Annotated in this window: 12 protein-coding genes; 1 reads left to right on the top strand and 11 read right to left on the bottom strand. The window is 41.9% G+C overall.

The window, feature by feature from the left end:
• Positions 1-4 precede the first annotated feature (4 nt).
• From GFB48_RS08005 to GFB48_RS07995, 3 genes are all read right to left on the bottom strand, one after another.
• A complete protein-coding gene (locus GFB48_RS08005; RefSeq protein ID WP_163933670.1) occupies positions 5-709 on the bottom strand; it encodes a hypothetical protein in 705 nt (234 codons plus the stop codon).
• A 541-nt stretch (positions 710-1250) separates the two neighbouring features.
• A complete protein-coding gene (locus GFB48_RS08000) occupies positions 1251-2237 on the bottom strand; it encodes a DUF4382 domain-containing protein (protein WP_163933667.1) in 987 nt (328 codons plus the stop codon).
• Positions 2238-2563: 326 nt separating this feature from the next.
• Positions 2564-3163, bottom strand: coding sequence for an AhpA/YtjB family protein (locus GFB48_RS07995; RefSeq protein ID WP_163933664.1), 600 nt, complete (start codon positions 3161-3163; stop codon positions 2564-2566).
• 90 nt (positions 3164-3253) lie between these two features.
• Between GFB48_RS07995 and serB the strand changes: the two genes are divergently transcribed.
• Positions 3254-4186, top strand: coding sequence for a phosphoserine phosphatase SerB (gene serB, locus GFB48_RS07990; protein WP_163933660.1), 933 nt, complete (start codon positions 3254-3256; stop codon positions 4184-4186).
• Positions 4187-4239: 53 nt separating this feature from the next.
• Here serB and deoD read toward each other — a convergent pair whose 3' ends face one another.
• The 8 genes from deoD to GFB48_RS07950 form a co-directional block, all read right to left on the bottom strand.
• Positions 4240-4950, bottom strand: coding sequence for a purine-nucleoside phosphorylase (gene deoD, locus GFB48_RS07985; protein ID WP_163933657.1), 711 nt, complete (start codon positions 4948-4950; stop codon positions 4240-4242).
• Between the two features lie 14 nt (positions 4951-4964).
• On the bottom strand, positions 4965-6185 hold the full coding sequence (locus tag GFB48_RS07980) for a phosphopentomutase (protein WP_163933654.1): 1221 nt from the start codon (positions 6183-6185) through the stop codon (positions 4965-4967).
• A gap of 14 nt (positions 6186-6199) precedes the next feature.
• Positions 6200-7528, bottom strand: coding sequence for a thymidine phosphorylase (deoA, locus tag GFB48_RS07975; RefSeq protein ID WP_163933651.1), 1329 nt, complete (start codon positions 7526-7528; stop codon positions 6200-6202).
• 28 nt (positions 7529-7556) lie between these two features.
• Complete coding sequence (gene deoC / locus GFB48_RS07970) at positions 7557-8327, bottom strand: deoxyribose-phosphate aldolase (RefSeq protein ID WP_163933648.1); 771 nt, start codon at positions 8325-8327, stop codon at positions 7557-7559.
• Between the two features lie 166 nt (positions 8328-8493).
• Entirely contained in the window at positions 8494-9279 is a 786-nt protein-coding gene (locus GFB48_RS07965; protein ID WP_163933645.1) for an outer membrane protein OmpK, read from the bottom strand.
• A gap of 232 nt (positions 9280-9511) precedes the next feature.
• Entirely contained in the window at positions 9512-10552 is a 1041-nt protein-coding gene (locus tag GFB48_RS07960) for a hypothetical protein (protein ID WP_163933642.1), read from the bottom strand.
• A gap of 30 nt (positions 10553-10582) precedes the next feature.
• Entirely contained in the window at positions 10583-11137 is a 555-nt protein-coding gene (locus GFB48_RS07955) for an outer membrane beta-barrel protein (RefSeq protein ID WP_163933640.1), read from the bottom strand.
• Between the two features lie 182 nt (positions 11138-11319).
• A complete protein-coding gene (locus GFB48_RS07950; RefSeq protein WP_163933637.1) occupies positions 11320-12204 on the bottom strand; it encodes a sulfite exporter TauE/SafE family protein in 885 nt (294 codons plus the stop codon).
• Between the last annotated feature and the right edge of the window lie 3 nt (positions 12205-12207).

Below are 12207 nucleotides of genomic sequence, written 5' to 3'. Positions count from 1 at the left end.
ATATTTAATAATCTATCCTATTTGACAACACAACCTGATTAACAGGCATATTGGACTGCCCTCTAAAATTAAAAATAATGTAAATATTTCTTTTAAGTAAATAATCTATGATACTTTTGTCAATCATTTCAAGCGCAATTTCTTTTATCTCATCATCCGTCGCCATTTCAATATCCAACACAGCATCCGCATGCAACTTAAAGTCAAAAATAATTCCCTCGCCATAATTATCTTTACTGGCTTTAATCTCCAGTATCGAAACGCTTGTCGGCAAGCCATTACCATTAAAATCATTAACTAAATTATTTATCACGCGACTATTTGGCAAGAAAAAACTGACACTTAAATAAGATAATGAAAACATCAAAACTATCGAAGTCACAATAATATAACTAACAAACCAGTTAGAATGGGGGGAATAGAGCTGTGACTTAATGATTGCTTGCTTAGTCAGGTAACATTTTTTCAACAGTAACATCACCAGCAAAAAACTGACAAAACAAGTTACTATATATGGCAGATATTGAGGCACAAAGGGGGTAGCGATCAACAAACTAACGATCACTAATCCTCCTATCCATTTAACTTTAACAGCTAAAGAATCACGGCCGATTGCCTGCATGGCATGATGTAGCAGATACAACGATGCCATTGGCCCCCCCAAAAGAGAACCCAGCTTTATTTGTGAGGGAGTAAACAAACTTGTCATAAACCGAATCCTTTCTGTTACGAACTTTGTTGTGATTAATGTTTTTATAGATAAAAAGCACTTTTACCTGATAAATCAATAATACACCAACCAAACCCAAGGAACAATAATACCGGTGAGCTAAATTTAATAATCAGTTAATTTTTATCAATTATTAATATTCCTATTTTTAAAAACACCGAACTGTCAGTAGAAAACAAGGAAGTAAGCACACACATAAAATTTATAAGAAATCCTAAACAATTAAATGAATGCCATGGATAACAGATAGCAACCTCTGTGCGGCTAAGGCTTAGTCCCTTTTATGGAAGCTGGGCTCGACAATATTCTCAGATCAATCCAGGCAATAGAACATGATTTCAGCAACAGCCATTATATTAAGACCAAGGACAGTGCTTTTCCCCACAGCTCTGCTATAAACATAAAAAATCCCAAACAGTAACAACTGCTTGGGATTATATTTTGCTGAAAATATGGTTTAAGTTAACCCTTCAGCTTTATACTCAATTGAGTAAGCTTTGTTTAATTCAGTTATTTAAACTTATTGCGCAGCTGGTGCGTCAAAGTTTACAGTAACAGATTCTTGATTAGCCACACTAAAGCTCACAACATCTGGAGTGATTTCGCCCGCAGCAGGAATTGTTAATCCATCAAACTGAACGTTGTTGTCTTCTACTACGCTACAATATAGTGCCGCTTGGTAGTCGCCAGGGGCCACAAAACCAATAGAGTAAGAACCATCATCAGCAACTTTTACGGTTGCTAATGGTGCTGCAGCTGTAATCTCTTCAACTGGTGCATCAAAAATGTCATCGTTTGCATCAAATAAGTCGCCATATTCAACTACATCACCAGCATAAACGTAAACGCTACAAGTACCTAAGTTAGTGTAATCACCAGCAACAGTACCAGAAATATCACCGTACTGGCTAACAATACGAACACCGTGTGGCTTAACAATATAGCCATTGTTGGTAATAGCATTGCCACGTTGTACTAATGATTGAGTTAAATCGAATTCAAGAGTATAAGCTGGGGTATCACCCACTTGTACATATTGACTTGCAACTTCAAACTCACCTAAACGTAAACGGCTGCTTGGGATTTTAATAGGTTGTTGAGCAGAGTCACCTTGTTCAATAACATAAGAACCCGCATCTACAACAACAAGTTCCATCTCGTAATTACCAGCATCTAACTGAATATTTTGAGTTTCATCAATGATTTTTATTTGGCTAGTACCTTGGAAATCAAGAAGATTCACTTGGATAGTATCAACTTCTTCACCCGCTTCGTTGGTGAAAGTATCTACAATTACTTCTTCACCTTTTTCTGAACCATCTTCGTTCATCGGGATAAGTTTAACTTGATCAAGCTCAATATTTACTTCTTCAGCATTTTCGACTGGTGCATCACTCACACCTAATGAGAACACTGCTTCTTTAGCTTCATCAGATTCGCAACCAGTTAAAGTAAGAATACCAGCCATCGCTAGTGCTGAAACCATTTTTGATTTGTTAAATGTCATTATTATTATCTCCAAATTTTGACACAAATAGTGCTAACCCTAAACCGATCATCTAACTTTCCCTTTAAAATCAACAATTTAACAGGGTACACAAAGTAGATACAACGACCATTTAATTTTAAAACTTAAATAATTTTTAATCTTCGGTGACTTTTTTAGGTAACTATTGAGAAATGATTAAGCCACTTTAATAACTACTAACGCAGCCGTTTTAAATTGGTTGACAAAAAAATTAAATTTTTTCAACGAAACATAAATGAGGAAAACAAAGTAAATAAAAACAACCAGTTACTATGTTAATGGCAGGTTTTTCAACTTATATAACATTACTTTTGGGTATTTTTATAGACTTGATATTTGGCTCTTTTCACTGATACCACTTGGCTTAATAAAAAACCAGTAATAAAAATAAACGCGAATAAGAGTATTTGCTGATCCTTAGCGTCTCGTAAGGGGATCATTAACGCTTCGCTAAAAGCATCTTTAGCGAAATAGCATCTTATATAACCAATATCATTAGTCTGCCAGTTGATAGGGCTGACAATTAACTGGGAAGCTTGCTCAATAGTAATAAGTTGTTGCTCATTAACAGTATCAGCCCCCTGATAATTCACTGAATGCACCAGTAATTTACCATTATTTTGGAAAATACTGATGCTATGAAGTTGAGGATCCTTGACCCATGTATCAGTTAACCATTGTAATTGCTCTACTTTTTTCTCTTGTAAAAGTGGGGCTAGTGCCAATCCTAGCTGTTGTGTCATATTAGTCATTATATTAAAGCTTTGCTGCTGGACCAATTTACTAACGTTGTCTTCAGCCTCTCTCAAATAAGCAAAGCTCACCGTCACTAACGCAAGACTGGCAATAATAGCCAATAAACGCTGAGTTTTTTGGACTCTATTTAAACGTGTAAATATTTTCATCAATGTTCTGCTAGTAACTCGGTTATCAATATTTAATAATACATCAAAATAATAAATCTCGGCTTAGGCTAAGTGAACACGAGTTTCTTAATGACACAAATTCAACAATGGTTAACCAACCCCACCAGCAAAGCGACATTTGCTCAATTAACTCTTCTGCCAATTGAGGATGCGCCTGAGCACTTTATCTTTAAGCGCCTACTTAGTTACAACTCAAATGCTATAGAGACACTACTCCAACAACTCAGTTCAGAAGTAGCGGTAAAACCTCTGCAACCATGTGGACGTTGCTACGGTTGGAGAATTGCCTTACCACAAGATGTGGATTTAACTTGGATGGTGGATCAACAAACAGAAGTTGTCTGCGAAGATACATTGACTGCAAGCTTATCCGAGCCAGGGCTATTGTTGATGGATATGGACTCGACCGCTATTACAATCGAATGTATTGATGAATTGGCCTTATTAGCGGGTGTCGGTCAAGAAGTTGCAGCGGTCACCGCTCAAGCAATGGCGGGGCAATTAGACTTTGAACAGAGCCTAAGACAAAGAGTAAGTAAACTTAAAGGCGCAGATGAAAACTTTATTAAACAATTATGCTCCGATCTGCCTTTAATGCCGGGTATTGAGGCTATGGTCGCAAGACTAAAACAACACGGCTGGATAGTGGCAGTGGCCTCAGGTGGTTTTGTTCCTTTTGTTGAGCAGCTGAAACAGCAATTGCAACTTGATGCCGCTTTTGCCAATCATTTGGACGTTGGCGACGGCATTTTACTTGGCACGGTTTCTGGTCAAGTTGTTGATGCCAACTATAAAGCCCAAGTTTTACTAAAATTAGCTGCGCAATTTAATATTAAAGTCGGTCAAACCGTAGCGATTGGGGATGGCGCTAATGATATTCCAATGATCAAACAGGCTGCAGTTGGTATTGCTTACCATGGTAAAGCCGCTTTGGTTGATGCTGCCGACACCGCGATCCAAAACCTAGGCTTGGACAGCTTACCGCTACTTTTAGAAGACTAACAAAAAAGCCGAGGGCAGCAGCGCTCGGCTTTTTATTCTATCAGCAATATCGATTAAAGCGTCAGTGTTGCTTCTAAAGTCATTTCAATCATATCGTTGAAGGTAGTTTGACGCTCTTCTGCTGTGGTCGCTTCACCAGTGCGGATATGATCAGAAACGGTTACCACACATAATGCTTTTGCACCAAATTCAGCTGCGACACCGTAAAGGCCTGCAGCTTCCATTTCCACCCCTAGAATACCCATTTTTTCCATGGTATCGAACATGCTAGGATCTGGAGAGTAGAAAAGATCAGCAGAGAAAACATTACCAATGCGGGTTGCAATGTTTTGCTTTTTCGCTGATTCAACTACTGCGTTTAGTAGGCCGTAGTCAGCGATAGCTGCGAAATCGTGACCACCAAAACGCATACGGTTTACTTTAGAGTCAGTTGCAGCACCCATACCGATAATCACATCACGAACTTTTACGTCGTGGCTAATGGCACCACATGACCCCACACGGATTAGGTTTTTAACGCCATATTCTGTGATCAGTTCTTTTGCATAGATCGATGCTGAAGGGATCCCCATACCAGAACCCATTACAGAGATGCGCTTGCCTTTATATGTTCCGGTGAAACCAAACATATTACGGACGTCTGTCACTTGAACTGCATCTTCTAAGAAAGTTTCTGCAATATACTTGGCACGCAGTGGATCACCTGGAAATAGAACAGTTTCAGCAAAAGCGCCTTCTGGAGCATTAATATGTGGAGTAGCCATTGATTGACCTCTAATTAGTTTGATAAAAACGATTGACCGTAAGCCATTGGCTCTAGGTCGAAATAGGATGCGATTGATTGACCAATATCGGCAAAGGTGTCACGACGGCCTAATGAACCTGCCGCGAGTCCTGCACCAAAGGCAATCACAGGTACGTGTTCACGGGTGTGATCCGTGCCTGGCCAAGTTGGGTCGCAACCATGGTCTGCGGTGATAATCACTAAATCATCTTCGTTTAATAGCTCGAATAGCTCTGGCAGACGGGCATCAAAGTACTCGAGTGCACGGGCATAACCCGCTACATCACGACGATGACCATAGTGAGAATCGAAATCGACAAAGTTGGTGAATACAATGGTGTTGTCACCCGCTTTTTTCACTTGCTCTAGGGTTGCATCAAATAGATTTGGCAACTCTGAAGCTTTAACCTTTTGGGTTAGACCTTTATGGGCATAAATGTCAGCAATTTTACCCACGCTAACCACTTCACCGCCAGCTTCCGCCAGTTTTTCTAAAACTGTTTTTGCAGGTGGCTCAATTGAATAGTCTTTACGGTTGCCGGTACGGGCAAAACCGTCAGCTTTATTGCCAATAAATGGACGCGCAATCACACGGCCAATGTTATATGGCTCTAGCTCTTCACGGGCAATTTCACAAAGCTTGTATAGGTTGTCTAGGCCGAAAGTTTCTTCGTGACAGGCAATTTGGAACACCGAATCTACCGAGGTGTAGAAAATCGGCAAGCCCGAGTTCATGTGCTGTTCACCCAGCTCGTCTAGGATCACAGTACCACTGCCGTGGCAGTTTCCTAGGAAGCCTTCTAACTCGGCACGGGCTAAAATTTTGTCAGTTAGCTCTTTCGGGAACGAGTTTTGTTTATCAGTGAAGTATCCCCACTCAAACAATACTGGCACACCGGCCATTTCCCAGTGACCACTTGGGGTGTCTTTGCCTGAGCTAATTTCAGCGGCATGGCCGTAAGCACCAGTCACGCTAATCGATTCGTCTAAGCCAGGTGCCCACTTGTTCGAGCTTTCAAAACCAGCATGAAATAAACCTAATTTAGTTAGGTTTGGTAATTTTAATGGGCCTTCGCGGCCGTCATCGGCTAAACCTTGGGCACAGTGCTCTGCAATGTGGGCAAACGTGTTTGAACCAACATCACCAAATTTTTCAGCATCAACGGTAGCGCCAAGGCCGAAAGAATCCATCATTAAAATTATTGCTCGTTTCATTAAGAACCTCTTTATTAAGCCTTTCCGTTAATCACTTGGTAGACTTGAGTCGGTTGTTCAACTTGTGAATCACCTAATTGGATGGCGGATAATATAGACTTTTGTGCCGCATTGAAAGTGTCTTCACTGTTTGCGTGCACCATCGCAATTGGCGTATGACTATCTAGCTTATCACCTAGGCTACAAATATCCGTTAAACCTACGCTGTAATCTAAGCTTTGGCTTGGATGCGAACGTCCACCACCTAAGGCTACCACAGCCATACCCATAGCGCGGGTATCCATCGTTTGAATAAAGCCAGCTTGCTGGGCGTATACCGGGCGAATGATTTTCGCTTGTGGTAGGTACAGATCTGGTTTTTCAACAAAATCGGTCGCACCACCTAAACCTGTTACCATTTTAGCAAATTGTTCTAATGCTTTACCGCTGGTTAATGCTTGCTCTAGTTTAGCTTGGGCCTGTTGTTCATCACTGGCAAGGCCTGAAATCAGTAGCATTTGTGTAGCTAGGGCTAGGGTCACCTCACGCAAACGCGGGTTTACAGGTTCATTCTTTAGAAATGCTAGGGTTTCACGAATTTCTACTGCGTTACCAGCACTTGACGCTAACACCTGATTCATGTCTGTCAGCAGGGCATTGGTTGGCGTGCCGGCACCTGTGCCCACACCCACAATCGATTCTGCCAAGGCAATGGATTGCTCCATGGTTGGCATAAAGGCACCACTGCCAACTTTAACGTCCATGACTAACGACTCTAGCCCAGCAGCTAATTTCTTCGACAAAATAGAAGAAGTGATCATGGCAATGGAGTCAACCGTAGCGGTGACATCACGAATACCGTATAAACGTTTATCCGCTGGCGCTAACGACGCCGACTGACCAATAATGGCAATGCCTGCTTGTTTTACTACTTTTTCAAACTGAGCGTTAGAGACTTCGGTTTGGTAACCTTTAATGGCGTCTAGCTTATCTAGGGTGCCACCGGTATGCCCAAGGCCACGGCCAGAAATCATAGGCACATAACCACCACAGGCGGCGACTAATGGCCCTAGCACTAGGCTGGTTAAATCACCTACCCCACCGGTAGAATGTTTGTCTACCACGGGGCCATCAAAGTGCATTTGCGACCAATCAATAGTATCGCCAGAATCACGCATGGCCGCCGTTAAAGCTACCCGCTCGTCCATGTCCATATCATTAAAGAAAGTGGCCATGGCGAAGGCCGCTACTTGACCTTCAGAAATTGAATTGTCGCTAATCCCTTTAACAAAAAACTCGATTTCGGCTTTGCTTAGCTTATTACCGTTACGCTTTGAACGGATAACTTCTTGGGCTAAAAACATCTTAAAGGCTCAACGTTAGTTAGTAGTATTAGTACGCATTTTTGTCAGTGTTGGCTTCGCCGTAACCTAAAGTTGCTAATAAGTTAGCAAGTAGGCTTGATGCGCCAAAACGATACTTGTCTTTGGTTAACCACTCTTGACCTAAAGTATCGATCGCCGCTTGCATATAATCAGCTGCAGTCTGTGCGTCTTTAACACCACCAGCGGCTTTAAAGCCCACTTCAGGGTTGTGCTCTTTAATGGCTTTGAGCATGATTTTCGCTGCTTCTAGGGTCGCGTTTACTGGTACTTTACCGGTAGATGTTTTAATAAAGTCGGCACCAGCTTTAATTGAAATTTCAGAGGCTTTTGCAATTAGCTCTTCGGTTTTTAACTCACCAGATTCGATGATCACTTTCAGCATTTTGTCGCCACAGGCAGCTTTACAGGCCTTAACTAGTTCAAAACCTACTTCTTCATTGCCCGCCATAAGGGCACGGTATGGGAACACTACGTCTACTTCGTCGGCACCGTAGGCAATGGCAGCACGGGTTTCAGCTACGGCAATTTCAACGTCGTCGTTGCCATGTGGGAAGTTCGTTACTGTGGCAATGGCTACGTCTTCACAACCATTGGCTTTTAGGGTTTTGCGGGCAATAGGGATAAAGCGTGGGTAAATACAAATTGCAGCGGTTTTACCTGCTGGAGAGTTCGCTTGTTCGCATAACGCAATCACTTTCGCATCAGTATCGTCATCGTTAAGTGTGGTTAGGTCCATGAAGCTGATTGCTAATTTAGCGGCTTGCTGTAGATCGGTCATTGGAGGCCTCAATAAAGAATTAAGAATCTGTATATTTTAGCTTAGAACAGGAAGGATTAAACCCATTCAAGTTACTTTTATTTATGCGTATTAAATCTTATTTTGAAAACAAAAAAGGTGAGCTAGCGCTCACCTTTTAAAATTTGTTAACAAGTTCTAAGTTTTATTAGAAATCGTAAGCAATACGGTAAATTAGTGCATCACCGTAGTGTTGTGTGCCTGAAGACGAACCGAAAACGCCTAACTTGTTTTCAAAGTAACGGTACTGAACGCCCATTTTGAAGTTTTGAGTTAGGTGGTAGAAGATGATCGCCGCACCTTGAATAGATGAATCACCACCTTCAACAGCTGCTACTTCTTTAGCACGGTCAAATTCAATTTCGTTCCAGTTTACGAATGACCAATCTTCGTTGAAGCGGTACATTGCCGACCAACCAGCCATATAACCGTTGTCGCCAGAATAGTTGAATGCTGAGCCATAGTTTTCGCGCTTGTGGATTTGGTGCATACCAATCCAAGGCTTGAAGAACCAACCTTTACCTGCAAGCCCAGTGTAACCTAGACCTAATACTTGGTTATGCTCTGAAGCATTAGCGTTAGCGTGGTTGTAAAATTGACCGTAAGCAGACAGACCAGAATCACCTAGGTAGATGTGAGCAGAACCTTTAACGGAAGTTTTCTCTTTCTCACCTGCAGTACCAATGTTCTCGTGATCATAGAAGCCGTAAACTTCACCCCAAGAGAAACCAGCACCACCTTCAAGACCTAATACCGCTTGGTTACGACCAGACGCACGATCTTGACCACCTGGTCCTGTAATTGGGTTTGCACCATCACGCCAGTGTTGGTAATCAAGATACATGCTACCAAAACCATACTTGTATTCAGCTTGTGCTTGTGCGCTTAAGCCCATAACAGCTGCCGCTGCTAAAACTAAAAACTTTTTCATCATTTACCCTATTTAGAATAATTTATTTATCCTGAGGCTAACCCCTCAACGATGGCTATTGTATGCAATAGTTCACATTTTTTTAGCGACCCAGATCACAAAACCTAAGGTATTAATGTTCCCAGCAACATCCCCACAGCATTGCTACCACAAGTGTGGCTACACCAATTCAACACAAAAAAAACAAAAACCGCTTGGGTTGCCCCAAGCGGTTTCAAAAGGTACTCAATTGGCATTAACCACCTGTTCCGCCGCCACTGCCGCCAGTACCCGAACCTGAGCCTGAGCCTGTACCCAACCCACCATCTGGTAACATACATTCCAATCTGTCTTCATCCCAAACGGCTGGCGCTTGACACTCAGGTGTTTCCTGCACCTGACAGCCTGCCGTGCCAGAGTTTTCATCACATGGTTTAGCCGGACTTACACCAACCCCACCAACGGCGTTGACCTCTTCTGGAGTCCAAAGTTTTTCGGCAACTTCATCGAATAATGTTTTACCTGGAAGGGTAGGCGTCACTAAAGCAGATTTAATATCAAAGTAAACTTGCTCACCATTACTTTCTGGAAAATTAGGGTAGTCCCTCAAAACCACAGCTGTGGCATTGTTAGTTACCGTCACCATTTGCTCCGGTGTTGCGCCATCAGGGGCTGCAATCAATACATCGTGTAGAGCCTGAGTCACAGTTACTACCCTAGAGTATGAGCCTGGGGTTGCAAGCGCCTTAATGGTCTCGATCGACTCTTCCGGGTTTGAAAGAAATTCAATCACACTTACACCCGCTTCAGATAAGGCTGTTCCTAGGCCTAAATCTTCAATCAACTCAGACGCTGTTGAGTCATCATAAGGCTGATCACCTAATATATTAGTCAGTAGGGTTGTCACCGGTGATGCCGCTTTAGGTTGTCCCACCGCAAACATACCTATTGGCGCTTTATATACTGCCCCAGCCATCGACTTACCATTAGCAGCATCCACTGATTCAGTGCTAGCAGTAAAGGTGTAGCTACAGTTTTGTGGCGTATTTACTACGTCTCCAGCAGTATTACTTGAGAAATAACTATATCCATTAATGTCTGTTGGGGTACCATTGTAAGAAGTACTACCACAATTAGCCACGGTATCCATTAAGGTTACCGGGCCATCAAACGCTTGAATTTCAATAGTTTCAACCGGTGGTGGTGGCGTATCCACCACTACAAAGTTAACATTATCGCTGCCACAAGCGGCGATAATGCCCGCCGTCAAAGCAGTGATTAATAACTTGGTTTTCATCTTAGTTCCTTGTTTCATCAAAATTTCTCCCTAAAAGCGGTAGCGCAAACCTAAAGAGGTTTGGGCGATATTTGGACCACCAACATTAGTATAATTTTGATACTCTATTTTGGCAGAAAACGCAGCATTAAAGTCATAAGCTAAACCGGCACCCACCGTAGAGGTCCAGTCTTTGTTGTCATTAAAAACCCCTTCACCCTGTGCATCCCAATCAAAATGCGCTGTACCTAATTTCGCATAAATACTGGCATTGTCGACAAATTCGAAGCTGGCGATAGCAGTAAATTCGAGTGCAGTGGCACTGTAAGAACCCGCAACATCTTTTAGCTTGGCTTTACCAAAATCAACGTAGCCCATTTCCACGGCTAACCAGTCATTAGCTACGAAACCAACACCAAAGCTGTAGCCATTATCTTCGTCATCCACACCAGTGACTGAGGTTACACCTTCTCCCAGGTCGCCAAATTTAGATTTTGAAGCTTCAACAGAAAGATAAAAAGGGGTTTCAACAGAGTGATCAGCAGCATAGGCATTACCCACACCTGCAAGCAAAATCACTGGGAGTAAAGTAGAGCGAACATCCATAGTTGCTATTCCTTTGTGAATTCCGAAAAATTGTATAATTAATAGTCTGACTTAAAAATTTAGCACAACTTAGTTGAATAAACTTCCTAAGTCAGATCAAATTATAGACAATATGTACAAATTTCAAACAAATAATACAAAAAACAGCAATTTAAATTAAAGATTTTTTTTCAACTGTCGCTTTATTGCAGCAAAAAATCAACCGTCGTCAGCACTTCGGTCATTATCAAGCTCAAAATAAGAAGCAACAAAAGTCGATGAGGGATTAAATAGCATAATAAAGCCCCTAATGGAGCACCAATGCTCACTACTGGAATAGCGCTAAGCAACAACTCCAATAATCGCTGGTTCTCGCCACTAAGGACTACAAAATGATATGCCGTTGCCACTAATGAAGTTGTCGCCATCACTAATACCGATGTTGCAATGGCCATTCTCAGAGGAATACCAAGTAACAACGCGGCAAAGGCAAACACCAGCATATCGGCTCCTGAACCAATTAAGCCACTAAGTACGCCGCCACAAAAACCGATTAAACTCGCTGTACCATTTATCGAACTATGGCTTAGTTGCTTTTGTGGCTGATATTCCAATTTAATGAGCACCACAAAAACAAATAATAAAAAGCTACTAAATAGTACTTTTAATACCACCAAAGGAAAAACATCAGAAAATAAAATCAGACTGCTTAACACACCTAGACACGCGGCTGGCATAGTATGAATTAATACAGGCTTGTATACTGGGATCTGTTTATGCAGAATAAAGAAACTGGCAGTTCCCATTCCCACCGTTTGGATAGCTAAGCTAAATTGCTTTGCGAATTCTGGGCTATAGCCAAGTAGTTTGGTCATGACCGGAAATGCCACAGCCCCTCCCCCTAATGGTGTACCACCTGCAACCATAGACCCAAACAGCATGGTAATTGCAATAGGGTAGTGTTCAGCAATTACCTCTAGGTAACCATTGAAGCCTTTAATAACCACAAAAACAGCAATCCAGCTAAAACTCAGTAGAATAGGTAATTTAAAATGGTTTAGCGTTCGTCTGAATAGAGATAAATGCATTTA

The organism is Paraferrimonas sp. SM1919, from assembly GCF_010993985.1.
GTDB lineage: Bacteria > Pseudomonadota > Gammaproteobacteria > Enterobacterales > Shewanellaceae > SM1919.
This window is presented reverse-complemented; position numbering and strand designations above follow the sequence as displayed.

Excerpts from the sequence above, each read along its gene's own strand:
- deoD (WP_163933657.1), bottom strand. The coding sequence starts at position 4,950 with ATGGCTACTCCACATATTAATGCTCCAGAAGGCGCTTTTGCTGAAACT.
- serB (WP_163933660.1), top strand. The coding sequence starts at position 3,254 with ATGACACAAATTCAACAATGGTTAACCAACCCCACCAGCAAAGCGACA.
- GFB48_RS07980 (WP_163933654.1), bottom strand. The coding sequence starts at position 6,185 with ATGAAACGAGCAATAATTTTAATGATGGATTCTTTCGGCCTTGGCGCT.
- deoA (WP_163933651.1), bottom strand. The coding sequence starts at position 7,528 with ATGTTTTTAGCCCAAGAAGTTATCCGTTCAAAGCGTAACGGTAATAAG.
- GFB48_RS08005 (WP_163933670.1), bottom strand. The coding sequence starts at position 709 with ATGACAAGTTTGTTTACTCCCTCACAAATAAAGCTGGGTTCTCTTTTG.
- GFB48_RS07965 (WP_163933645.1), bottom strand. The coding sequence starts at position 9,279 with ATGATGAAAAAGTTTTTAGTTTTAGCAGCGGCAGCTGTTATGGGCTTA.
- GFB48_RS07995 (WP_163933664.1), bottom strand. The coding sequence starts at position 3,163 with ATGAAAATATTTACACGTTTAAATAGAGTCCAAAAAACTCAGCGTTTA.
- GFB48_RS07950 (WP_163933637.1), bottom strand. The coding sequence starts at position 12,204 with ATGCATTTATCTCTATTCAGACGAACGCTAAACCATTTTAAATTACCT.
- GFB48_RS07955 (WP_163933640.1), bottom strand. The coding sequence starts at position 11,137 with ATGGATGTTCGCTCTACTTTACTCCCAGTGATTTTGCTTGCAGGTGTG.
- GFB48_RS08000 (WP_163933667.1), bottom strand. The coding sequence starts at position 2,237 with ATGACATTTAACAAATCAAAAATGGTTTCAGCACTAGCGATGGCTGGT.
- deoC (WP_163933648.1), bottom strand. The coding sequence starts at position 8,327 with ATGACCGATCTACAGCAAGCCGCTAAATTAGCAATCAGCTTCATGGAC.
- GFB48_RS07960 (WP_163933642.1), bottom strand. The coding sequence starts at position 10,552 with ATGAAAACCAAGTTATTAATCACTGCTTTGACGGCGGGCATTATCGCC.